20 protein-coding genes are annotated in these 23,605 nt (G+C 35.1%); 8 read left to right on the top strand and 12 right to left on the bottom strand.

The genetic code is table 11. The features are described 5' to 3' along the window. Positions 1-3 precede the first annotated feature (3 nt). Positions 4-1,254, bottom strand: coding sequence for a dicarboxylate/amino acid:cation symporter (locus C1631_RS10735; RefSeq protein WP_103248232.1), 1,251 nt, complete (start codon positions 1,252-1,254; stop codon positions 4-6). A gap of 221 nt (positions 1,255-1,475) precedes the next feature. Between C1631_RS10735 and C1631_RS10730 the strand changes: the two genes are divergently transcribed. From C1631_RS10730 to C1631_RS10715, 4 genes are all read left to right on the top strand, one after another. Then, positions 1,476-1,958 (top strand): BON domain-containing protein, encoded by a 483-nt coding sequence (locus C1631_RS10730; protein ID WP_103248231.1) that lies wholly within the window; start codon positions 1,476-1,478, stop codon positions 1,956-1,958. Positions 1,959-1,964: 6 nt separating this feature from the next. Next, complete coding sequence (locus C1631_RS10725; RefSeq protein WP_103248230.1) at positions 1,965-2,381, top strand: SH3 domain-containing protein; 417 nt, start codon at positions 1,965-1,967, stop codon at positions 2,379-2,381. Between the two features lie 94 nt (positions 2,382-2,475). Beyond that, a complete protein-coding gene (locus tag C1631_RS10720; RefSeq protein ID WP_109712363.1) occupies positions 2,476-5,214 on the top strand; it encodes a TonB-dependent receptor in 2,739 nt (912 codons plus the stop codon). A gap of 275 nt (positions 5,215-5,489) precedes the next feature. Further along, entirely contained in the window at positions 5,490-7,349 is a 1,860-nt protein-coding gene (locus C1631_RS10715) for a CocE/NonD family hydrolase (RefSeq protein WP_109712069.1), read from the top strand. A 179-nt stretch (positions 7,350-7,528) separates the two neighbouring features. Here C1631_RS10715 and C1631_RS10710 read toward each other — a convergent pair whose 3' ends face one another. From C1631_RS10710 to speB, 3 genes are all read right to left on the bottom strand, one after another. Beyond that, complete coding sequence (locus C1631_RS10710) at positions 7,529-8,137, bottom strand: alpha-ketoglutarate-dependent dioxygenase AlkB family protein (protein ID WP_109712068.1); 609 nt, start codon at positions 8,135-8,137, stop codon at positions 7,529-7,531. A 201-nt stretch (positions 8,138-8,338) separates the two neighbouring features. Continuing rightward, positions 8,339-9,181, bottom strand: coding sequence for a bifunctional helix-turn-helix domain-containing protein/methylated-DNA--[protein]-cysteine S-methyltransferase (locus C1631_RS10705; protein ID WP_109712066.1), 843 nt, complete (start codon positions 9,179-9,181; stop codon positions 8,339-8,341). A 69-nt stretch (positions 9,182-9,250) separates the two neighbouring features. Continuing rightward, on the bottom strand, positions 9,251-10,108 hold the full coding sequence (gene speB / locus C1631_RS10700; protein ID WP_103248178.1) for an agmatinase: 858 nt from the start codon (positions 10,106-10,108) through the stop codon (positions 9,251-9,253). A 244-nt stretch (positions 10,109-10,352) separates the two neighbouring features. Between speB and C1631_RS10690 the strand changes: the two genes are divergently transcribed. Further along, positions 10,353-11,012: an HAD family hydrolase gene (locus tag C1631_RS10690; protein ID WP_109712062.1), complete on the top strand. Its 660-nt coding sequence runs from the start codon at positions 10,353-10,355 to the stop codon at positions 11,010-11,012. Between the two features lie 105 nt (positions 11,013-11,117). On the opposite strand, the gene C1631_RS10685 is transcribed toward C1631_RS10690, so the two are convergent. The 6 genes from C1631_RS10685 to C1631_RS10660 form a co-directional block, all read right to left on the bottom strand. Beyond that, positions 11,118-12,512 carry a type III PLP-dependent enzyme domain-containing protein gene (locus tag C1631_RS10685; RefSeq protein WP_103248181.1) on the bottom strand — a complete coding sequence of 465 codons (1,395 nt, stop codon included), beginning with the start codon at positions 12,510-12,512 and terminating at the stop codon, positions 11,118-11,120. Between the two features lie 122 nt (positions 12,513-12,634). Continuing rightward, on the bottom strand, positions 12,635-13,510 hold the full coding sequence (locus C1631_RS10680) for a tyrosine-protein phosphatase (protein WP_103248182.1): 876 nt from the start codon (positions 13,508-13,510) through the stop codon (positions 12,635-12,637). A 213-nt stretch (positions 13,511-13,723) separates the two neighbouring features. Next, the gene (locus tag C1631_RS10675; RefSeq protein ID WP_103248183.1) at positions 13,724-14,353 is read right to left on the bottom strand and encodes a thiamine diphosphokinase; all 630 of its coding nucleotides are present in this window, start codon (positions 14,351-14,353) and stop codon (positions 13,724-13,726) included. Further along, positions 14,343-14,912 (bottom strand): cob(I)yrinic acid a,c-diamide adenosyltransferase, encoded by a 570-nt coding sequence (locus C1631_RS10670; RefSeq protein WP_103248184.1) that lies wholly within the window; start codon positions 14,910-14,912, stop codon positions 14,343-14,345. Before C1631_RS10670 ends, C1631_RS10675 begins: the two co-directional genes overlap by 11 nt. Positions 14,913-15,103: 191 nt before the next feature. Further along, complete coding sequence (locus C1631_RS10665) at positions 15,104-17,521, bottom strand: TonB-dependent receptor plug domain-containing protein (RefSeq protein ID WP_109712060.1); 2,418 nt, start codon at positions 17,519-17,521, stop codon at positions 15,104-15,106. 331 nt (positions 17,522-17,852) lie between these two features. After that, the gene (locus tag C1631_RS10660; protein ID WP_109712058.1) at positions 17,853-18,437 is read right to left on the bottom strand and encodes a hypothetical protein; all 585 of its coding nucleotides are present in this window, start codon (positions 18,435-18,437) and stop codon (positions 17,853-17,855) included. 184 nt (positions 18,438-18,621) lie between these two features. Here C1631_RS10660 and C1631_RS10655 point away from each other — a divergent pair, with 184 nt between their 5' ends. Continuing rightward, positions 18,622-19,113, top strand: a complete 492-nt coding sequence (locus tag C1631_RS10655) for a DinB family protein (protein ID WP_103249852.1) — start codon at positions 18,622-18,624, stop codon at positions 19,111-19,113. 67 nt (positions 19,114-19,180) lie between these two features. On the opposite strand, the gene C1631_RS10650 is transcribed toward C1631_RS10655, so the two are convergent. Beyond that, the gene (locus C1631_RS10650) at positions 19,181-20,134 is read right to left on the bottom strand and encodes a helix-turn-helix transcriptional regulator (protein WP_103249853.1); all 954 of its coding nucleotides are present in this window, start codon (positions 20,132-20,134) and stop codon (positions 19,181-19,183) included. A gap of 96 nt (positions 20,135-20,230) precedes the next feature. Between C1631_RS10650 and C1631_RS10645 the strand changes: the two genes are divergently transcribed. Beyond that, positions 20,231-20,803, top strand: a complete 573-nt coding sequence (locus C1631_RS10645; protein ID WP_109712056.1) for a Crp/Fnr family transcriptional regulator — start codon at positions 20,231-20,233, stop codon at positions 20,801-20,803. Between the two features lie 187 nt (positions 20,804-20,990). Further along, positions 20,991-21,455, top strand: a complete 465-nt coding sequence (locus tag C1631_RS10640) for a carboxymuconolactone decarboxylase family protein (RefSeq protein WP_103248872.1) — start codon at positions 20,991-20,993, stop codon at positions 21,453-21,455. 51 nt (positions 21,456-21,506) lie between these two features. On the opposite strand, the gene C1631_RS10635 is transcribed toward C1631_RS10640, so the two are convergent. Beyond that, on the bottom strand, positions 21,507-23,234 hold the full coding sequence (locus C1631_RS10635) for an ABC transporter ATP-binding protein (RefSeq protein WP_109712361.1): 1,728 nt from the start codon (positions 23,232-23,234) through the stop codon (positions 21,507-21,509). Positions 23,235-23,605 lie beyond the last annotated feature (371 nt).

Below are 23,605 nucleotides of genomic sequence, written 5' to 3'. Positions count from 1 at the left end.
GGGTTAAATTTTATCTAAGGGTTCGGTTAATTGTCCCTCCCATTTCGATACTGCAGAAGTTGCCAAGGTATTTCCTAATACGTTTGTCATACTTCTTCCCATATCACAGAAGTGATCAATTGGCAGAATTAAAGCAATACCTTCCGGCGGAATTCCGAACATGGAACATGTCGCAACAATAATGACCAATGAAGCTCTCGGAACCCCTGCAATTCCTTTTGAAGTAAGCATCAATACCAAAAGCATCGTGATCTGTTGTCCCAGTGTCATTTCAATACCATAGATCTGAGCAATAAAAATAGAAGCAAATGTCATATACATCATACTTCCATCCAGATTGAAAGAATATCCTAAAGGCAGAATAAAAGATACTACTCTGCTGTTACACCCAAATTTTTCAAGCTCTTCCACTAATTTCGGGAATACAGCTTCTGAACTGGTTGTAGAGAAAGCAATCAGCAACGGTTCTTTAATTCTTCTCAACAAATCAAAAAGACGGTTTCCAAGGATCAGGTAACCTACCAGCAAAAGAACTAGCCAAAGAACTCCTAATGCAAAAAAGAAATCTCTAAGATAAATGGCATACACTTTAAATATTTCAAAGCCATTCGTTGCTACTACTGCTGCAATTGCTCCTAAAACACCCAGTGGCGCAAACCACATGATGTATCCTACCATTTTAAGAATGGCGTGAGCAATGATATCAAAAAGTTTCACAACCGGCTGTGCGTACTCTTCACCAAGGTTAGCTAAAGCAACCCCAAACATAATGGCAAATACTACAATCTGCAAAACTTCATTGGTTGCAAAAGCCTCAAATAAACTTTTAGGAATCATGTGCTTTACAAAATCTTCCATAGAAAAACTTTTGCTGCTTTTAAGAAGCTCATCAGCAGAAGCTACATCCTGAATTGGTAATTTCGTTACATGTCCCGGCTCAAGCCAGTTCACCAACATTAATCCAATAAAAAGTGAAACCAACGAGGCAGAAATAAACCAAAGCATGGCTTTTGTTCCTACTCTTCCAATCATTTTGATGTCACTCATTTTAGCAATTCCCACTACCAGAGTGGTGAAAACCAAAGGTGCAATAATCATCTGTACCAACCTGATGAAAACAGTTCCCAACAATTTTATATTCTTGGAAAAAGGTTCTGCACTTTCCGGATATTTCACGTGTACTATGCCTCCGATACCTACTCCCAGAACAAGGGCAATGACAATCGCTATAAAAAGTTTATTTTGTCCTTTCATATATATAGTTCAATTTGCGCAAATATAATGGTTTTTGAATTGACAGAAGATTTTCTTCAAATTGGGTTGAATCTGATCGTAAGTTTTTGAAACATAAAAATTAAATCCTTGATTTAGAAAATATTGTAAAAAAATTAAAAAACATTTATTGAATTTTTATTCCTTTGGTATAAATTTTATTATTACATTTGATTGTATAACAACATTAATAAATATACAATATGAAAAAAACTATCGCAATGGCTGCCTTAGCTGTAGCTGTATCTTTCGGAGCGGTTTCTTGTAAAAAGAAAATTTCTGATGCCGACCTTCAGACTCAGGCTACAACTGTAGTAACTTCTAATCCCGGTGCTTCTGTTGAAGTAAAAGAAGGTGTAGCTCACTTAAGCGGAACTTTTGCTGATCAACAGTCTAAGGATGCAATGATTGCAAAATTAAAAGCAATCAACGGAGTAAAAGACGTTATGGATATGTCTACTATAGCTGCAGCACCTGCACCAGTTGAAACTACTTCTGCTGTAGATCCTGCTGTTCAGAAAAAAGTTCAGGATGCCGTAAAAGATTTCCCTACCGTAAAAGTAGAAGTTGTGAACGGACAACTTACCCTTACTGGAAATGTTTCTGGTCAACAAGCAAGAAAAATCAAAGAATCTGTAGATGCTTTGAAAATCGGAAAGTATAACAATAACTTAATTGTAAAATAATTTAAGATGAGCTTACAAGATAAATATTCAAGCGTAGTTTCTGCTGCACAATCTGCAGGAATTTCAAATCTTCAGGTTCAGGAGCAGGACGGAATCCTTTATGTTTCCGGAAATGCTTCCAATACAGCAGCTAAAGATGCAGTATGGAATGCTTTAGGAGCTATTGACTCTACGTATTCTGCTTCAGATATCAATATCGATGTACAGGTTGCAGGTCTTGCTTCAGGAGCTTCTTTAACAGTAGCTACTGATGAATCTAACCTTAACATCAGACAAGAGCCTTCTACGGAAGCTGCTGTTGTAGGAAAAGCTGCAAAAGGTTCATCTGTTACTTTAATTGAACAAACTTCTGATGACTGGTGGAAAGTGAAAACTGCTGAAGGTCAGGAAGGATATGCTTATTCAAGATATTTGAAAGCATAATTTTGTAGAAAATATAATTTTCAAGAAATATTTCAAAAGAAACATCCCTATGTTGGGATGTTTTTTTATTTTTAGCGCTTTGAAAAAGGACTCAATGAAGAAAATCTTATTATTATGGACATTGATATTCACTGCCTTTATTTTGCATGCTCAGCAATTCCATATTGACGGCAAAGTATCAGACTTTGAAAAACAACCTGTTGAAAATGCTACGGTCTATCTGTTGAAAGAAAAAGATTCTTCAATTGTCAATTATACTGCAACTAACAAAGAAGGTAAATTTTCACTTAAAACAGATCATATCAATGAACCTTCGTTCCTGAGAATTGATGCAGAAAAATTATCGCCCTATTCAAAAAAGTTTGAAAAAATCACACAATCATTATCTTTAGAAGATATTCAACTTCAAAAAAATAGGATCAACACTATTGATGAGGTAAAAATTACAGTTTCTCCGGTTAAAATAAAAAAGGATACCATAGAATTTAATGCCGCCTCTATCAAGGTGCGTCCTGACAGTAAAATTGAAGAATTGCTGAAACAGATACCCGGTGTCGAAATCAGCAATGAAGGTAAAATAACGGCTAATGGAAAAGAGGTTGACCAAATTATGATCAACGGAAAGCCGTTCTTTGATAAAGATGGTAAAATTGCACTTCAGAATCTTCCGGCGGATATTATCAAAAATATTCAGTTTACCACCACCAAGACAAAAGAGGAAGAACTGAGTGGAAAAACGCCCAAATCTCAAAAAACAACAGTCAACTTTAATATTGATGAAAAGAAGAATAAAGGCTTTCTTTCCAGGCTTACTGTTGGGTATGGTTCTGATAAACGCTACGAGGCAAGCGGACTTGTAAGCTATTTTAAAGGAGATACTAAAATCAGTCTATTGGCTTCTTCAAACAATATCAACTCACAAGGATTTTCCCGTGATGAGGTTTTTGATAGTATGGGAAGTGGCAGAAATTCCTGGGTGGGTTCCGGTGGATCCGGAAACAGCCAAAGCAGTGGTACAAAAGGAATACAACGTTCCTCAACTATTGGATTGAATTATAGTGATCAATTAGGTAAAGAAGCTGATCTCGACACTTTCAGTTTCATGTATAATAATTCCAATACAGAAACGAAATCCAAAGTTTCCCGGTCTACTCTTCTTCCGCAATACACACTTCAGACTCAATCTGAAAATACCGGAAGCAGTGACTCTAAACAATATAGTTTTAATACTTCAGCCCGAATCAAACTGGATTCTCTGACTAATATTTACATTTCACCGGGATTTACCAAAAATAAAACTTTGACTATTAACGACTCACAATCGTCAACTTTAAAAGGTAACACCCTATTGAATGAAAGTAGTTCTTATTCGAGTAATGAATCTGAAAACAATACTTTTACACCCAGTATTTATTTCTCTAAAAGATTCAAAAAAAGAGGACGTGTCATTTCTTCCAACATCAACACTTCCATTTCAGAATCCAAAACAAATAATTTGATCCAGTCTCAGAATACATTTTATCAGGATTCAGGAAATACGTTTGACAACAGGGATCAGGTTACAAAAAACAAAAATCAGAATAGTAATTTTGGTTTCAGCGCAGGATATACCGAACCTATTTCCGATTCTGCTACTGTAAGCCTTGAAGTGAAATATGAGAACAGATCATCCAGTGACCTGAGAAATGTAAATGATTTTGATAACACTACCGGACAATACTCGAAATATAATATGCTTTTGTCTAAAAGTATGAAACAGAGAATTAATCAAATATCGCCCGAAATGACCTTTCAACTCAGTAAAAGTAAACTGAACCTCTGGGCTTCTTTGAATCTTGATATTTCTGATATGAATGTAAATTCCATTTTTAACGGTCAGCAATATAATCTTCAGAAAAGCTTTGCTCTCCCTGGATATAATGTGAATTTCTATTATCAACTTTCCGAAGGTAAAAACTTAAGTATATATAACTATTCGAATTTTACCATTCCAAGTGCGGAACAACTGACTCCTTACAGAGATGAGTCTAACCCTCTAAGTACTTACACCGGAAATCCTGATTTGAAAAATACATGGACGAACAGCCTGTCTTTTTATTTCAGCAATTATAATAAGGTAAAAAATATCAATTATTTCGTCAATGTTGGCTTTACTTATAGAAATAATGATATCATCAATTATTCTAAATATGATGACACCGGAAAGCAAATCGTGACCTATGACAACGTGAGTGGCAATAAAAATGTAAATGCGGGAGGAGGTCTCACAAAAACATTTAAATGGAATGACAAAAAATTTAGCATGAGTCCGAGATTTACAATGAACTATACCTATAATAACGGATTCATTAACGGACAATCCTATACAAGCCATTCCTATAGCCTTAATCCAGGGTTGAATCTTGTATATGAAATCAAAGACAAGATTACTATAAAACCGTCATACCGACTTGGGTATAGCTTTTCCAATTACACCAATTATAATGTTGACAGGGTCAATACCGCCAATCAATCTTTAAAACTGGAACTAACCAATTATCTGTTTCAGAGCAGATTCGTTTTCGGAAATGATTTTGAATACAATACCAACTCCAACATTGCTCCCGGCTTCAAAAAGGATTTCTATTTCTGGAATACCAGTTTAGGATATTCATTCTTTAAGAAACAATTCACTGCCAAAGTGAAAATTTATGATGTACTTAATCAGAATCAAAGTGTGAGAAGAACCATCACAGATTCTTATTTTGAAGACAGAGAAGATCTGATTCTGAAGCGATATATTATGTTTTCCATCAGTATGAAGCTGAATAAATTTGCTGGGAAAAAATTATAAACACCATACTTTTATATATTTTCACTATTATGGCCGGAATTTTTCCGGCTTTTTTCGTTATTGAGAGTTGAAGGTAAAGCCATCTCATTCATTAGTTATAAAAGTTTTCTGACACTTAAGTTGACTGCAACCTGTTGAGAAGCACACTTACTTTTCCTCGAAAATCCCGGATTGTCCTCTGAAGAGTACAATCATATTTAATTTTTAGAAGAAGATTCGCAGAATAAGCTGCAATAAGAGTATTTTTATTTCTAAATTAGCCGTAAATTTTTTCTATGAAAATCCATATTTCAGTTTTATTTATTCTATTTTTCCTTCTTGGAAAGGCACAAACTGCTGAACAGAAAGATAACTTTGTGAAAGAAAATTTCACCAAAAAAGAATTTTATATTCCCATGCGTGATGGGGTTAAGCTTTTCACTTCTGTGTATGTTCCCAAAGATATTTCCAATAAAAATAAGTATCCTTTTCTGATGCAGAGAACCTGCTACAGCGTGGCTCCTTATGGTGAAAATGAATACAAAGTGAAAATCGGCCCGAATACTTATCTGATGAAAGACAAATATATTTTTGTCTACCAGGATGTACGGGGAAGATATATGAGTGAAGGGACTTTTACCAATATGACTCCTCAGGTTGAACGTAAAACTAAAAAAGATGTGGACGAGAGTACGGATACTTATGATACCATTGAATGGCTTTTGAAGAATGTAAAAGACAATAATGGAAAAGTAGGTCAGTTTGGAACTTCATATCCGGGTTTTTATACTGCTGTAGGAACATTAGCACAACACCCTGCTTTAGTAGCCTCTTCCCCACAGGCTCCTATTTCTGATTTCTGGAATGATGACTTTCTTCACAACGGAAGATTTATGCTGGGATATTTCAGAACCTTTCCGGTATTCGGGGTTCAGAAGACTAAACCGGAAAACAAAGCCTGGTATATGGATTCTTTCATTAAACAAACGTCTGAAGATGGCTTAAAATTCTACAGAGATCTTGGAACATTGAAAGATGCTTATGAAAAATATTACAAGAATAATTTTTTCATGACAGAAATTATGAATCATACCAACTATGATGAATTCTGGCAAAAAAGAAACCTCCTTCCTCATCTGAAGAATATCAACCATGCAGTAATGACTGTTGGAGGTTGGTTTGATGCAGAAGATCTGTCAGGCCCGTTAAATATTTACAAAACAATCGAAAAGACGAGTCCAAAAGCGAAGAATACTATTGTTATGGGACCTTTTTCTCATGGTGGTTGGTCGCAGGAACAAGGGAAACACTTTCACAGTGAGACTTATTTCGGTGACAGTATTGCAACGCATTATCAAAAAAATGTTGAAACAAAATTTTTCAACCATTATCTCAAAGGAAATACCAAAGAAGATGCAGGGCTTCCTGAAGCTTTGATGTATGATACCGGAGCTAAAGAATGGAAAGAATTTGCTTCTTATCCACCTAAAAATGCTCAGAAAGTTAATTTTTATTTAGCTGATAAAACATTGAAAAAAACCTCCGGACAAGGATATTCTGAATATTACAGTGATCCTAATAATCCTGTTTTAAGCTCAGATCATTTAAAAGATTTCAATGGTTTTACTCCAAAAAATTATATGTCCGAAGATCAGAGATTCGCAGTGGGAAGACCGGATGTTCTTACATTTACAACAGATGTATTGACTGAGGATATTACTTTTGCCGGTGAAATTATGGCTAAATTAAATATTGCCTCTTCTTCCACGGATGCTGATTTTGCTGTAAAACTGATCGACGTATATCCTGAAGATTTCAAACCTACAGAAAAGAAAGAGGGTGTTATTTACGGAAACTACCACCAGATGGTAAGAAGTGAAATTATGCCTGCCAGATTCAGAAATACAAGAGAAAAAGGAGAAGCCTTGATTGCTAATCATAAAACAGCAGTTAACTTCAGACTTCAGGACGTCGTTCATACCTTCAAAAAAGGGCATAAAATCCAGATTCAAATCAGCAGTACATGGTTCCCGCTTTTCGCCATCAATCCACAGAAATTTACGGATAATCCGAATTTTGCGACCAAAGAAGATTACACCAAAGCATTTATTAAAGTATATGATGACAGTTCTATTGAAGCTGAAGTTTTGAAATAAATCAGAAAAGCTGTTCGTTTGAACAGCTTTTTTTGAATACTTACGGTTTATTTTCTAGGTTTTGGCTAAAGCCATATGAATTTTAATTTATTTGGCAAATCGGCTAAAGCCCACTTCTATTGATGGAGATTGAGATTCCTACAGATTGACAGACATTGTGGATAAAATATCTCTTATCATTATTCCTCAATTGTTCTGAAGGTCAGGTTTACTCGGGGTGTTTTTACTTTCGTGGTGGGAGGTAGCCTGTGAAGCCAGTTATCCTGAGTAGCTCCTTTCATAATTAATAAACTTCCGTTTTCCAGGAATATTTCAACCTTTTCTTTGGTTGTTTTATGCTTAAATAAAAACTTTCTTTCAGCTCCAAAAGTTAAAGAAGCAATCGCTCCATGTTTTTTTAGATCAGTTTCACCATCGCTATGGTAAGCCATACCTTCACTTCCGTCATGGTATAGATTAAGAAGACATGAATTGTAAGTTTCACCAGAAACTTCTTCACATTTTTTCTTCAGTTCCAATAATTCCGGTGTCCAGAATTGAGCATATTTTGTTCTTTTTGAATAGGTATATTCAAAAGCTTTTTCTCCAAACCAGGCTACTTTTCGTTTGGTGAGAATCAGTTTTCCAAAGATGATTGCTTCATCATTCTCCCATGGAATCTGGTTCAATAGATAATCATAATAAAAATCTGATTTTTCTTTAGAAAAAACCTTCCCGTAATAATGAACGGTTCCGTCATGTGGAAGTATATTTAAAGGATAATCCGAGATATTTTCAAAGAGACTCATCATAATTTTTAATTTGTAAAATTGTATGACTTTTTATTAAACACAAATCACGCAAATATTTGACCAATAACACAATGATTTCTGCATCAATAGCAACGGACTTTAGTCCGTTCAATCGAAACAAGCAATCCATTGGCTTTAGCCAAAACTTAATATTGAATATTCTTTACCTGAATAGAATGTGCTTTTGACGAAAGATAATTAAGAGTAAACGTGTGAACTTTCCCAGCCTACAATCAGTTGTTTACGGTCACTCCCCCATCGATAACCTCCAAGATGTCCCGTAGACTGAATAACACGATGACACGGAATAAGAAATGCTACCGGATTACTTCCAATTGCTGTTCCCACCGCTCTGGATGCTTTGGGATTTCCAATTTTTTCAGCCAGGCTGCCATAGGTAGATAGTTTTCCCATAGGAATGGTCAATAAACTCTCCCAAACCTTAAGTTGAAAATCGGTACCTTTTAAATGAAGTTTAATCGTATTAAGCTTCGTCCAGTCTTCACTGAATATAGACAATGCATTTTTTTGAAGAGCATCCTGTTTTTCAAAAAAAGAAGCATTGGGGAACTTTTGTTTCAGCTCCCCTAATGCTTTTTCTGTATCGTTTTCAAAAGCCATGAAACAGATTCCTTTTTCTGTTGATGCAACCAATATGGATCCAAAAGGACTTTCGGAAAAACTATAATTAATCGTCAGGCTTTTTCCACCGTTTTTATATTCTGCCGGAGACATACCTTCAATGTTTACAAACAAATCATGAAGTCTGCTTGTACTGGATAGGCCTGTCTCGTATGCGGTATCAAACAAGCTTGCTTTTTCTTCCTTCAGTAAATTTTTAGCATGCTCAAGACTGATGAACTGTAAAAATTTTTTCGGACTTGTTCCTGCCCAATCTGTAAAGATTTTCTGAAAATGGGCGGGACTTAAGTGAATATTCTCTGCCACTTCCTCCAAACTTGGCTGAAGCCTGAAATTGCTTTGGATATATTCTATCGCCTTAGCAATTCTGTTATAATCTATCTGACTTTGTGTGGACATTGTATTATTATTTTACCTCACAAATTTCCAAAGAATATACGGCAGAAAAAATCCGATTCTTGCGGAATATTAGTTGTTGTTATAAATATCGTTGTATGCAAGCATTTTGTAATATAGCTTAGCTGCTAAGAAAGCAGTTGGTTTAGCCATTGGAGAATCCATTAATTCTACAATGTCAAATGCTACTACATTACATTTTTCAAATACTTTTCTTAATAATTCCAATGTAGGATACCATTGTAATCCGCCTGGTTCCGGAGTTCCCGTAGATGGAGCAATAGATGGATCAAAAGCATCAAGGTCGATTGTAATATATACGTTTCCTGAAACTTTCTCTAATACATCATTCACCCAGTTTTCGTTGTTGGCAATCTCGTGCGCAAAGAATACTCTCCCTTCCGGTAGGTATTGAGCTTCTTCAGCGTCCATAGAACGGATTCCCACCTGTACTAAGTTATGCTTCTGATTCGCTTCAAACACTGCACAAGCGTGATTAGAAGTAGAACCGTGGAAGTCAGGACGTAAGTCTGTGTGGGCATCTAACTGAAGAACGGTAAGGTTTTCAAATTTCTCACCTACTGCACGGATAGAACCGATAGAAACAGAATGCTCTCCCCCGAATAAAGTGAATACCTTACCTTCATTATTCAAAAGCTCTTTTGTTTTTTGATAAACAGCTTCTGTCATCGCTTCAGGTGTAGAATTTTCAGAAACTTCTCCAGCCAAATATACCCCCTGAAGGTAAGGCTCAGTTTGAGTTTCAATGTCATAAAGCTCCATATTTTCAGAAGCGTCTAAGAATAATTCAGGTCCTTTATCTGCTCCTTTCCCCCATGTTGAAGTTCCATCGTAAGGAACTGTTACCAACATTACTTTTGAATTCTCCAACGTTGCGTTTTCTTCAGGAATTCCAGCGTATGTTCTCATCTTTTATTTTAAAATTTTAATGTTTTAAGATTGAAATATTGACCACAAAGATACGAAGAAGTTGAGAGTTGAAAATGAAAAATTGAAAATTGAGAACGGAAAGAACACAGAAAATAATTTCCAGAACCCAATCTTTCCTCCAGCCTGCCCATTACATAAAAATAATTCTATTTCTCACTACTATTTTTCAACTTTCAATTTTCGCTTTTCAATTCAAACTCCTATTTTTGTGAAAACTTAAAAAATGTCTTTAAAAGCTGTTCTTTTCGATATGGATGGGGTCATTGTAGACACAGAACCATTGCATAGAAAAGCCTACTTCAAAACGTTTGATGAATTGGAAATTGCTGTTTCCGAAGACCTATACACCTCTTTCACAGGGGCTTCTACCAAAAGGGTCTCAGAAACATTGATCAATGAATTTAATTTAAATCAGACGTACGAAACGATCGCAGGCATTAAACGGGCTCATTTCAAAGATTATTTTTACAATGATGATGAGTTTGATTTAATTCCTGGTGTAAGACAACTTATTCAGCATTATCATGAAAATGGAATAAAACTGATTCTTGCCTCTTCTGCAACGATGACTACCATCAATATGGTCTTTGAAAAGTTTGAGCTTGAAAAGTATTTCAGTGGAAAAATCAGTGGTGCCGATTTAAAAGAGTCAAAACCTCATCCTGAAGTTTTCTTATTGGCTGCTGAAATGGCAGGTGAATCTATAGAAAACTGCATGGTTATCGAAGATTCTACCAACGGAATTCTTGCCGCACATCGGGCTAAAATTTTCTGTGCTGCCTACAGAAGCCCGCACTCAAAAAATCAGGATTATACCCTTGCAGATACTGTAATTTCTGATTATGAAGAATTGGAATTAGATAAGATTTCAAAATATTTTTAAATATAAAAAGCTCTCAGAATCTGAGAGCTTTTGTTTGGTATAAGTTTTGGCTAAAGCTTATTATTTTTGTAAACAGGCTAGAGCCCGTTTCTATTGATCATACAATTATTTATACCCCAAAAGTTTCAATATATCTTCCGGTTCCTGTTTTTCACGGAAAATCTCATATTGTAATTCCCCGTTTTCATCTTTCTGAATCAGGACATGTCTTGGCTGAGGCATCAGACAGTGGTGTACACCACCATAGCCTCCGATGGTTTCCTGGTAAGCTCCGGTATGGAAGAATCCGATATACAAAGGCTTCGTATCACTGAAAACCGGTAAATAAATGGCATTGGTATGCTGTTCAGAGTTATAATAATCGTCTGAATCACACGTTAATCCTCCCAGGAATACTCTTTCGTAGCTATCTTCCCAACGGTTTAACGGAAGCATGATAAAGTGTCTTGAAATTGCCCATGTATCAGGAAGTGTTGTCATGAAAGAAGAATCGATCATATTCCACTTTTCTCTGTCATTCTGACGTTTCTGAGAAATGATTTTATAAAGGTTCGCTCCACTTTCTCCAACAGTAAAGCTTCCGAATTCAGTATAAATATTGGGTTCTTCTACTCCTTCTTCTTCACAGAATTTTTTGATCTGAGAAACAATTTCTTCTACCATATATTGGTAATCGTAATCAAAGTTCAAAGAAGTTTTGATTGGGAAACCACCTCCGATGTTCAATGAATCGACCTCAGGAGCAATTTTCTTCAAACGTGCATATACACGAAGACATTTATACAACTCGTTCCAGTAGTAAGAAGTATCTTTGATTCCTGTATTAATGAAGAAGTGAAGCATTTTCAATCTTGCATTCGGGTGTTCAGCAATCTTCTGGCTGTAATAAGGAATAATATCTTTATATCCTATTCCTAATCTTGAGGTATAAAATTCGAACTTCGGCTCTTCTTCTGATGCAATTCTGATTCCGATATTGAATGTAGAGTCTATACTTTCTGTAAGCTTATCCAGTTCACGGTAATTATCCAGAATCGGAGTAATGTTTCCAAAGCCATTATTGATCATATCTGAAATGTTCGTCAGATAATCATCCGTTTTGAATCCATTACAGATTACTTCAATATTTTTATCAACCTTCCCTTTCTCATAAAGAGATTTAACAATATCCATGTCATAGGCAGAAGACGTTTCTATCGAAATATCATTCTTCAAAGCCTCTTCCAATACGAAATTGAAATGACTGGATTTTGTACAGTAACAGTAGGTATAATTCTTTTTATATTCAATTTTTTCAAAAGCTTCTTTAAACCAGCTTTTCGCTTTTTGAATATTTTGAGAAATTCTCGGCAGATAGCTAATCTTTAGCGGAGTGCCAAATTGCTCAACAACGTCCATCAATGGAACATCGTGAAACAACAAATTGTTCTCAGAAACATTAAACTCCTCAGTAGGAAAATATAATGTCTGATCAATAAGTTCCGAGTACTTTATTTTCATTTCTAAACAAGTGAATTAAGAAATGCAAAATTGCTAAAAAAGTTTGATTTTTGGATGTTAAAATTATTATAATTTTCTATAATAAAAGGATATCGCCCTTTAGTTTTTTTTGAACCTGATAATCAGTAGGTAAACTTTTCAATATATTCCCTTCTCTTGGTTTCAGAAATTTCTAAAGCCTGTTGAATGTAAGCATCCGTTGAGCCATACTTTTTATTGATCTCCCCAAAAGCAGCATCAAGATACCTTTTTTCTACCCAACTGAGTTTCTCCAAGACCTGTATATCCATTTTGGGATATAGGAAGTGTAAATTATTTGCCAGCCTAAGTCTTTTCTGAACAAGATCTTTTCTGTAATTATTAGATAAAAGGTATTCGTTGTAGATTGTTTCTTTATCAAACCTCAGAATGGTCAGAATCAATGCTGTAACAATTCCTGTTCTGTCCTTACCGGCAGTACAATGATATAAAACGGGATTTTTAGATTCTAAAGTTTCTGTAATAATTTTCTTTATGATTACAGGATTTTCCGTGACATATTCTCTGTAAAAATCTATCATTCTTTGATCGGCATCGGCTCCGTTTACTTTTCCTTTTAGCACAAGCTTTTTTGCCTGATCCAACTGATCTCCCTCATCTTCAAAAGCTGAATAATTTTTGTACATAATCTCTTTTGGAAGATGATCCGGTTTCTGAGCTATTTCTTTAGAATTTCTCAGATCAATAACTTCTTTGATTCCCAGGTTTTCTATTTGTGCAAAAGAACCCTTCTTCAATTTGGAAAGCTGTCCACTTCTGTAGAAAAAATCCTGCTTTAAAGCCCTTCCTTCAATATTTTTCATATTTCCTACAGCCCGGAAATTATAAACCTTTTTAACGGTAATCGTTTTCTCAATTTCATTTTTGCCATATTCAGGTGTTTCAAAGTGCTGTGTTTTACAGGAGAAAACACAGAATAATAAAATAGAGAGAACCGATATTTTGATTAATGTATTCAATAGATTTTTTGTTTCTCCACAAAAGGTAGTAAATTTTTAAGACTTAAGAAATGTCAAGCTTTTGTGATCAAATATTTTATGTTTTGGCTAAAGCCAATGGATTGATTTTCTTTTAATAAAACGGGCTAACGCCCGTTTCTATTGATAAAGATAACATATTTAATCCATAATTTTGTTGGTAAAAATGATCATTACAGGATATATCCGATCAAATCACAAATAGTTTTTTCCAATAAAAATTAGTAAATCACCTTTTTCATATTCAATAGAAACCTCATCTTCGACAGCGAAGTTTCTGGTTCCTATTTGTGAGGTGATACTTAAACTTCCATTCATCAAGGGCCAGTTTAACCCTTTTGTTGTAATATTTTCTACAACAGGAAACGGATATAATGAAATCATCTTATCCTTAACTCCTTTTGCTACATAATTTTTAGGGATGAAATAATATTCTGAAAACTCATCATAAAATTTCAAATCCATACTATCTTTAAAGGCGTAGGCAACTGTCAGGTTTCCGAGAAAATGATCCTGTTCTCCTCCACTTCCGCCTAAAACATCAACTTTCTTATAGCCCTTTTCTACAATAATATCCAATGCTTTGTGAAAATCTGTCTTATTCTGATCCGGCGTATGGATAAATCTCTCCTCATAAATATTTTCATCAGATCCGGAATGCGAATCAAAATCACCGGAAACAAAATCCAGTTTACCCAAAGGAAATCCCATTCTTTTTAAATAATGAAAAGCACCATCTGTACAGGCAATCAATTCATAATCATCTGGGTTCGGATAAGATTTTGGAGCATCTCCGTTGATGAAAAGTAATACTCTATCTCTCATTCGGGTTCCAGTATTCTTCCGGTTCGTTGTTTAATTTTGAAATATATCTTGCTAATACAAAAAGATAATCTGAAAGTCTGTTAAGATATTTAATTAATTCAGGGCGTACTTCCTCTGATTCATTTAAAAATACCAGAGAACGTTCCGCTCTCCTGCAAATAGTTCTTGCTGCATGTAAAAAAGTAGCTGGTTTTCCACCTCCGGGAAGAATAAAAAACTGAAGCGGCTCCAATTTTTCTTCAAAAGCATCCATCCAATGTTCCAATTCCTCGATTTCTGTTTCAGAAATGATAATCGGAAGACGTGATTTTCCATTCGCCAACATTAATTTATCTACCGGTGTTGCAGCCTCTGAGCCTACGGTAAATAAATCAAACTGAATTTTCTTTAATTGTTGTAAAACCTCTTTATCTTCAATATGACTTTTTGCAATCCCAATGAATGAATTCAGCTCATCTATATTTCCATAACTGTCTACTCTTGCACTGGCTTTAGAAACTCTCGTTCCACCATATAATGCCGTCTGACCTTTATCTCCTGTTTTTGTATAAATTTTCATACTACTAAAATACTTTTTTTTACACAATGTAAAAGTAAAATGTAGCAATAACTTCCTATTCTATCTGAAAAAACAAAACTGACATTAGAAATTAATGTCAGTTATATTTGCATATGCGGATTTTATATCTTTCGGGATTACTTTGCCTTCGTAAGGCACGATAACAAACATGCCCATCCTTTATGTATAGATTAAAAAGTATAATTAACATTAAGCTGAAAAGTTGTTCCGTTAAATCCAAACTGATTCACCTCCCAAGGATATCTGAACCTTCCTCCAAGATCAGTTACTACATCTCCTTTGCTGTCTATTACATCCGGATAAATATTAAATAAATTATTTACAACCCCGGAAACTTTAAGGTCTTGTGTGATTTTATATGTTAAAACGATATCCGTAACTACCTTACCAGAAAAGGTCTGATCTTTGGCAGGATCAGTTGCGTGCTGCCATGTCACAGAACCAAAGTAAGTATTATTAAGGTTAAAATTAAACTTAGAAATATCATACGAAAGACTAAGAATAGTTTTTGTTTTTGGCCTTGCAGAGGTAATTCTGGATTGTTCTTTTCTATCAAAAAAGTTTTCTGAGTAACCATTTTCAGCCAAAATCGGTGGAACAGCAATATTATCTACTATTTTTGTTTCGTTATAATTGAAAGCACCAATAATTCCCAATCTTCCTTTCCCAATAGCAGTATAATAATTAGCAACGAAATCTATCCCTTGAGTAACTGTATTTACCGCATTGGTGAAAAACTTCAAAGAGGTTATTTTATTATTGTCTAATATTACTTCCACAGGGTTTGCTATATCCGGATTCCCCGGAGTACCGGTTTTGTAACCAATATCTCCTGAGAAAAGTACCCGGTCTTTAATTTTTATTCTATAATAGTCTGCTGTAATAGTAAGGTTTTTAAAAGGTTTTACGGCAAATCCCCCGGTAATATTAAAGGCTTTTTCAGCATTTAATTTTGGTACCCCAAGATCAGATCTTACAATTTGAGAGTCATTATTGAAAGTCCCCTGATTCGCTACAGTATTTCCTGTGATTTTGGTTTGAACATTGGAATAATAAATCTGGTGTAATGAAGGTGCCCGAAATCCTGTAGAAACAGACCCCCGGAAAACTAATTTATCATCCAGCAATTTATATCTGGCATTTCCTTTCCAGGAAACATTATTTCCAAAATCACTAAAGTTTTCATATCTCACTGTTCCTCCCAATAACAAGTTTTTTGTAATATCCCATTCCGCATTTATATAAGCTCCGATATTCTGACGATTTTTATTGACTTCGTTTTGAGGTTGCAGTCCTGGAAATGATTCTGCACCACTTCCTATATAAGATGCTTCCTCTCCTGCTGTAGCCTGATAGTTTTCATTGCGCACTTCTGCTCCAGCTCCTAAAACAAGTGCACCAAAATCCCGGCTGATATCTATGTTTCCAATAATATTACTAAACTGATGGCCACCTGCTTTAAAACGGGTCGGTGAATTTGCACCCAAAGATGTATTAATGGTGTTTCCTACAACATAATTTACCGCATTAGAACCAAAGGTTGCACTCCCATCAAAACTCCATTTTCCAAACATCCCTTTCCATCCGGAAGTCAGGTTATAATCATAAACATCTGTTTTAAATTCCGGCTGAAATCCATTGTAAGGTTGTCCTTTTGGAGTTAATAAACCAAAATCTGAAGTTACCCAATAGGGCGTTCTATACAAAGCATAACTCGTTCCATTCCTGTAAGTTGTCCCCCCAAAAGCATAAAATTTGCCCGTTTCACTTGTTGGCAATTCAAAATTGACAAACATATTAGCAACTTTTGTATCCGGCTGCCCTATAATCATTCCTAAACCAGGATGAGCTTGTGTCCAGGCATTATCCACGCCAAAAAGTTCATCTTTTGTAACAGATCCTGCGCGGTTCGTTTTATTTTGAGAAGAATATCCCAGTGTAAGATTCAAACTTCCATTTTTTGCAACCCTGATTCCTGTATTAAAATCTGCTCCGATAGTAAAGCCATCTCCTTTTGAAGTGATACCTGAAAAAAGATTGACTGTACTTTTTCCAATGCTGTTCTTAAGAATAATATTGATCACTCCTGCAATAGCATCAGAACCGTATTGTGCAGAGGCACCATCTCTCAACACCTCTACATTCTGTAAGGCAGCAGATGGAATGCTTTTCAGATCTGTACCCACCTCACCTTTTCCCGGTGTATCATTTACATAAATTAAAGCACTTTGATTTTTTCTTTTACCATTAACCAAAACCAATGTTCTGGAAGGTCCTAATCCTCTTAAATCTGCCGGATCAAAATGAGCCGTTGCATCAGAAACAGTTTGTTGTGATGAATTAAAAGAGGGGACAGCATAGGTTAAAGCTTTATCAAAAGTAATTTGCCCTGTGGATTTTAATTGTACAGCAGAAATATTATCAATAGGAATTGCTGAGGTAATGATGGTCCTGGGCTTAGTTCTACCCGTTGTAACCACAACTTCATCTATTTTGTTTTGTTTTATGCTGTCCTGAGCATACCCCATTGCACCAGCTCCGCTTAATACCAGTGCACAGATTTTTTTATTAAATAATTCCTTTTTCATATAAATTGATAATTATTTAATAAATCTAGTAAAAATATTAACATTAAGTATAAAAATAAATCATATGATGTGAATAATACTCCATAACCACACAAATGGTATTTATTTACAAAAAGCATTAAATTCACAAACATCAAGTAATTTATTAATAATATTAAAAGAAATGTAGTAACAATTTCTTAATTATGTTTGAAAAAGCGATTAACTTACATCATAAATAACTGTGATTTCATTCTTTCTGATACGTAATTTTCAGCAAATTGAACTGCTTCACCTATAGCTCGCAATGACGATGTACAAAAATGGCCGGTAAAAACCGGCCATATCCAAATTATTTATTTACCTCTACATACTGTAATACGGTCTTATTTTGGGGGTTGTAGATAATAGTACTACTGTTGGGAAATCTCTTAAGCTTATAATACTCAATATTTTTATCTGTCTTGATTTCCTCTAAAAAACTGGTATCAATGGTATTTTCAGGGAGAAACTTTGATACAAGATCTATTTTGTCAATGATACTCTGACCATCAATTTTACGGGCTTTCTTATCTGATTTGTTTTCGTTGGATGTAGGTTGTCCCTCCAAAACGGGAAGAAGGACCGCTATATCTGCTTTATATTTAAAAATATATCCTTCAGAACCGGTAGGAAATGTGAACTTTTTCCCCTTTTCTTCTGAAACTACAGAAGTTCCGGTACCAGGAAATACATCATTCAATTTAACATCCTGAGAATTTGTTAAAGAATTGATAGATTCATTGACTGTTTTCTTTACCGTCTCTTCTACTGCCTGCTGAGCTTTTTGTTGTACCGTCTCCGTTGTTTTTTGAACGGTCTGGTCAATTTTTTCTTCAATTTTATTACATGATATTAATAAAAGCCCTGTCATTACAGGTAAAATATACTTCTTCATAATGCTATTCTAATGGATCAATTTCTTTTTTTATTAATTCACTTTTCTTCTAACGGAAAAGTAGGTATGGATATTTTAATAAGTAAATAAAAAATTTTTTATTGGCAAAAATCCTGCTGACAAACTGTTGTCATAACCCGGTCTTACCTTTGTATCAACAATAACAAACAAAAACCATACAATTATGACAACTACAGCAACAGCCACTAAACAATTCATGACATCTGATCAATTATTAGAAGATTGGCAAGGACACAGAAATCTTACAAGAAGAGTTATTGAAGCCTTTCCTGAAAAAGATTTATTTGAATTTTCAATTGGTGGTATGAGACCCTTCGCTAAAATGGCAACAGAGCTGATTGGCATTGCCGGACCTGCCCTAAAAGGAATCATTGACAACAATATGGAGGCCTACAATGAAGAAGGCTTCAAACCAGGCACTAAAGAAGATATTTTAAAGAAATGGGATGAAGAAACAGAAGTAATCAATCATTATTTCAATATGATTTCTGAAGAGCGTTTTCAGGAGACTTTCAACCTGTTCGGAGAATATGAATTTCCGGTGTATCAAAATGTTCTTTATTTTATAGACAACGAAATCCACCACCGTGCACAGGGATATGTTTATCTGAGAGCTTTAGGTATTGAGCCCCCTTTCTTCTGGGAGAGATTTTAAAACAACAAAAACCATTTCATCTATTGTCAATAAAAGTCACTTCAACCCCGGCCTCATAGCTGGGGTTTTATTGATGTCTTTCTGTCATTTTTGTGAGCAACTCGTTGAGCCTTGTCCGAAGTCTTTCCGGTTCCAGTACAGTTGCATAATCTGCAAAAGTGATAAGCCAGCGTGGAAATCCGTCATTGATCCATTCTGTTTCAAAAGTAAGTTCTACTCCTTCAGATGTTTCTACTTCTTCGATGAGACCGTAGTATCTTTTAGAGTTTACCAGATGAGACATGATTTTTTTATCTACTAAAAGTTTAGCTTTCTCTTTTTGGTTGTGAGATTTTTTCCGATAATCATTCACCTGACCGTACTCCTGTAAAAACGGGTTTTGCGTTTTGGAAATTTTTAAAATTCTATCGATCCGGAATTGTCTGAAATCATTTCTCAGGGTGCAATAGGCCATGATATACCAAAAATTAAATTCAAAAAAAACACCAACGGTTTCAATTGTTCTGGTGCTAACTCTTGCATCTACTGTCTGATACTCTATTGTTAATTGGGTTTTATCTGCAATACTGTCTAAAATAATAGGGATTACATTTTTAAGAGAATCTTCAGGTTGGGTATGAAAATTAAAAACATCAATTTGCTTTTCAATATTCTGAATTAAGTTTTTATCCGAATATTTCAATACTGAACGTACTTTCTCCATTGCTGTCTGGTAATGATCTCCTAAACTTTGGTGAGAAAATTTTTGCATCAGTTTTTCTGCCGTGATAAAACTCAGAACCTCATCCTTCGTAAACATTACCGGAGGAAGTTTATATCCTTCCATCAAAGAATAACCGTTTCCGGCTTCCCCTACGATCGGAATTCCTGCATTTTCCAGTGTTTTCACATCCCGATAAATCGTTCTGATACTGACATCAAACTTTTCAGCCAAATCCTGTGCTCTGACAACAGACTTAGACTGGAGCTGGGTAAGAATGGCGGTTACCCGGTCGAGTTTCTTTAGATAATGATCATTCATAATTGCTACAACAAAACTAAAATTCTTTTTTGATCTATCCCTTACAATATCATACCTTTTTTATTAAATTTATTTTCTGAAAACAAACTCTTCCTTATGCACCAAAATCACTTCATACAAGCTATTGAAAAGATATTAAAACCTGAACAAGCTGTAATGGAAGGTCTGGTCTCCAGTTCAGAGTCCAAATTGTACAGAAAGGGTGACTTTTTATTAAAAGCTGATGAAACCTGCCGCTATTTTTATTTTATTGAAAAGGGACTTGTAAAGTTATTTTTTGACAATGGTGATAAGGATTTCATCATGACCTTTTTTGCAGAACATTCATTCTTTGCAGAATTGAGTGGTTTTCTGACCGGACATCCGTCAAAATATATGATTGTTGCTCTGGAGCCTACCGAAGTTCTTCGAATTCCAAAAGAAACGATTGAGAAATTATGCAGGAAGTATCATTCCGCAGAAACACTTTTTAGTAAACTTTATTCAAAGGCTCCGGTGAATATGATGGGAAGGATAAGTGAAATGCTTGAAGACGATGGCAAGGAACGCTATCATAATTTTCTGAAACAAAGACCCGATCTTATCCAAAGGATCAGCCTGGGAGATCTTGCCGATTATATTGGAATTACCCAGGTATCATTAAGCAGAATAAGGGCACAAAAGCTGTAATGGAAGGATGCTGGAAGAAAGAAGTTATTGTAGCCAGAATAGAAGTTATTTACCTAATAGTCACTTCCAGCATCCCGCTCCCATCCTCCTGCTTCAAAAATCTTTCCTTTTAAAATTTATCATTTGTAAAAAAATCCGGAAAAATTCAGTTCTACATTTGTCTCATAATTAATCAAAAACAAATATTATGTCACAAAGAATCAATGCATTTGCGATGGGTAGTAAAGCTGTAAATGCACTTCACAACATGGGCTTTCAGGTACAGAATTCATCACTGGACAATTCATTTCTGGAATTGTTGTACTTCAGGGTGTCCCAAATGAACGGATGTGCTTTTTGCCTTGATATGCACTCTAAAGAATTAAGAGCAAAAGGAGAAACTGAACAGAGAATATTTCTGGTAAGCGCCTGGAGAGAATGTTCTTTTTATACTGATAAAGAAAAAGCGGGATTACTCTGGGCAGAGCGTCTTACTTCTCTGAACGGACAGGAAGTTTCAGATGAAATGTACTCTCAGGTAAGTCAATATTTCTCTGAAACGGAAATGGTAGATCTTACGATGGCTGTTATTGCAATCAATAGCTATAACAGGATTAATATCGCTTTTGGAGCAGATGTTGGAGCCTATCAGGTTCCTGAAAAGACTCACTAAAATTTTTATTACAGTACAAAATCTCAGTTATTCCTAACTGAGATTTTATTTTTAATTTTCTTTAAACGTATTGACCAATTTATCAAGATTTAAACTTCTTGCAGAGGCATCAAAAATTTCACGGTAGACTCCCTCCCTGTTATAAAGTTCATCATGGGTTCCATTTTCCACGACTCTTCCCTTTTTCATTACATAAATTGTATCTGAATCTAAAATTTGTGACAATGAATGGGAAATAATAACGACGGTTCTCCCTTCTTTTATTGCATCAAGTGAGTTCTTGATCTGTTCTGTAGCAATGGCATCCAGACTTGCTGTAGGTTCATCTAAAAAGATAATCGGTGGATTTTTCAGAAATAACCGTGCAATCGCAATTCTCTGCTGCTGTCCTCCTGAAAGCTGGGTAGCGTCATGCTGATATTGATTGGGTAAATCCAAAATCTGCTCGTGCAAATATGCTTTCTTGGCTGCTTCTTCAATTTCGTCAAAGCTGGCATTCATATTTCCGTAACGGATATTATCTTCAATACTTCCCTGGAAAATATGATTTCTTTGAAGTACTAGCCCCAGATCACTTCTCAGAAAAGTATTATTGAAATCATTTAAATTGACTCCATCCAATATGATTTCACCTGAATCAGGGAGATAAAACTTACATAAAAGATTAATGATCGTTGACTTTCCTGCACCGCTTAAGCCTACTAAAGCGGTAGTTTTTCCGTTTTCAATCTTCATCGAAACATTGTGAAGTGCTTTGGTACCGTTAGGATAAGTAAAGTCTACATTTTTTAATTCAAAAGTTCCTTTAATTTCTTTTTCTGTAAAATCTCCGTTAGGTTCAGTTTCACTGTCAGCATTTAAAATATCAAAATATCCTTCTGCATAAATCATTGCATCGTTCATATCATCATAAATCCTATGTAATTGGCGAATAGGTGCAGAAACATTATTGAAAAGCATAATATGAAGCATAATAGCTCCAATTGTCATTTGCTGATCAAGAACGAGATAGACCGTCAGAAGAATGATTAAAACTACTCCAAATTGTTCGATAAAAGTTTTTAATCCATCATAAATAAAATTGGTTCGTCTTGTTATCATCTGGCTTTCCATCAGTTCCATCTGAAGATCATATTGTTTTTTTCCCTCAAATTTTTCACGAACAAAACTTTTAATCACCATAATAGAGTTGATCAGATTCAGCAATCCGGATGTCTTTCTTTCCCTTTGATTTCTGAGTTGGCGACGAACTCCGCCCAGCTTTTTTGCTTGCAAGGAACTGATGTAGAAATAAATCGGAACAATAATGGTAGAAACAATTCCCACATATACATTCTGCATATACATAATGACCAGCGCAATAATTGCATTGGAAAAAAGTGGCAGAATATCAATGAAAAAGTTCTGAACTAACTTTGTCAGGCTTTCTATTCCACGATCTATTCTGATCTGTAGTTTTCCGGATTCATGGTTTTCATCATTAAAATAGGCAACTCTATAGGTTAAAATTTTATCAATCGCTGACTGTGCCAGTATAGAACTGACATTAATTCTGATTTTTTCTCCATAAAATTTCTGTCCGAAGTTGATGAAAATATTCAACAGCTCTTTACCCAATAAAATAACAGAAATAATAATGAGGATATGAATTCCTTCCGACATCGGGTGTGGAAGATGTGTCAGTTTAGTGACCTCATCCACCGTATACTTTAATACCAATGGGTTGACCTGTGCTGCAAGAGCTCCCAGAAAAGTAAGAAACAAGGTTCCATAAATCATTAACCGGTAAGGTCTTATGAACGGGACAAGCTGTTTATAAATTCCGAACAAGGTAACTGTTCTGTTAAAAGGTTTTGCCATAGAAACTATTTAAACTGAAAAACGTACCGTTTTCAAGAGAAAAAGGTACGTTTTTATTATTATTTTTTGTTGATAATTTGCTTACATTTTATCCTTCATACATATAAGTAGTAAGATAATGCAGCTCCTGTCTGCTTGCTTCTTTAGAATCTGCTTCAGCCTGCTCTTTGGAATATTGAGAATTAATCTCTTTTTTCTGGAAAACAAACGAATTATTTGCATTCTTGTCTACTACATCATTAAAGATATGTTCAATTTCTGAATTTGCCAGTGAAGCAAAACTAATGTCT

Origin of the sequence: Chryseobacterium phosphatilyticum, from assembly GCF_002899825.2 — a bacterium.
GTDB classification, from domain to species: Bacteria; Bacteroidota; Bacteroidia; order Flavobacteriales; family Weeksellaceae; genus Chryseobacterium; species Chryseobacterium phosphatilyticum.
This window is presented reverse-complemented; position numbering and strand designations above follow the sequence as displayed.

Excerpts from the sequence above, each read along its gene's own strand:
- C1631_RS10730 (WP_103248231.1), top strand. The coding sequence starts at position 1,476 with ATGAAAAAAACTATCGCAATGGCTGCCTTAGCTGTAGCTGTATCTTTC.
- C1631_RS10665 (WP_109712060.1), bottom strand. The coding sequence starts at position 17,521 with ATGAAAAAGGAATTATTTAATAAAAAAATCTGTGCACTGGTATTAAGC.
- C1631_RS10640 (WP_103248872.1), top strand. The coding sequence starts at position 20,991 with ATGTCACAAAGAATCAATGCATTTGCGATGGGTAGTAAAGCTGTAAAT.
- C1631_RS10705 (WP_109712066.1), bottom strand. The coding sequence starts at position 9,181 with ATGTCCACACAAAGTCAGATAGATTATAACAGAATTGCTAAGGCGATA.
- C1631_RS10655 (WP_103249852.1), top strand. The coding sequence starts at position 18,622 with ATGACAACTACAGCAACAGCCACTAAACAATTCATGACATCTGATCAA.
- C1631_RS10710 (WP_109712068.1), bottom strand. The coding sequence starts at position 8,137 with ATGAGTCTCTTTGAAAATATCTCGGATTATCCTTTAAATATACTTCCA.
- C1631_RS10735 (WP_103248232.1), bottom strand. The coding sequence starts at position 1,254 with ATGAAAGGACAAAATAAACTTTTTATAGCGATTGTCATTGCCCTTGTT.
- C1631_RS10645 (WP_109712056.1), top strand. The coding sequence starts at position 20,231 with ATGCACCAAAATCACTTCATACAAGCTATTGAAAAGATATTAAAACCT.
- C1631_RS10650 (WP_103249853.1), bottom strand. The coding sequence starts at position 20,134 with ATGAATGATCATTATCTAAAGAAACTCGACCGGGTAACCGCCATTCTT.
- C1631_RS10690 (WP_109712062.1), top strand. The coding sequence starts at position 10,353 with ATGTCTTTAAAAGCTGTTCTTTTCGATATGGATGGGGTCATTGTAGAC.
- speB (WP_103248178.1), bottom strand. The coding sequence starts at position 10,108 with ATGAGAACATACGCTGGAATTCCTGAAGAAAACGCAACGTTGGAGAAT.
- C1631_RS10670 (WP_103248184.1), bottom strand. The coding sequence starts at position 14,912 with ATGAAAATTTATACAAAAACAGGAGATAAAGGTCAGACGGCATTATAT.
- C1631_RS10715 (WP_109712069.1), top strand. The coding sequence starts at position 5,490 with ATGAAAATCCATATTTCAGTTTTATTTATTCTATTTTTCCTTCTTGGA.
- C1631_RS10725 (WP_103248230.1), top strand. The coding sequence starts at position 1,965 with ATGAGCTTACAAGATAAATATTCAAGCGTAGTTTCTGCTGCACAATCT.
- C1631_RS10635 (WP_109712361.1), bottom strand. The coding sequence starts at position 23,234 with ATGATTTATGGAACCTTGTTTCTTACTTTTCTGGGAGCTCTTGCAGCA.
- C1631_RS10675 (WP_103248183.1), bottom strand. The coding sequence starts at position 14,353 with ATGAGAGATAGAGTATTACTTTTCATCAACGGAGATGCTCCAAAATCT.
- C1631_RS10660 (WP_109712058.1), bottom strand. The coding sequence starts at position 18,437 with ATGAAGAAGTATATTTTACCTGTAATGACAGGGCTTTTATTAATATCA.
- C1631_RS10720 (WP_109712363.1), top strand. The coding sequence starts at position 2,476 with ATGAAGAAAATCTTATTATTATGGACATTGATATTCACTGCCTTTATT.
- C1631_RS10685 (WP_103248181.1), bottom strand. The coding sequence starts at position 12,512 with ATGAAAATAAAGTACTCGGAACTTATTGATCAGACATTATATTTTCCT.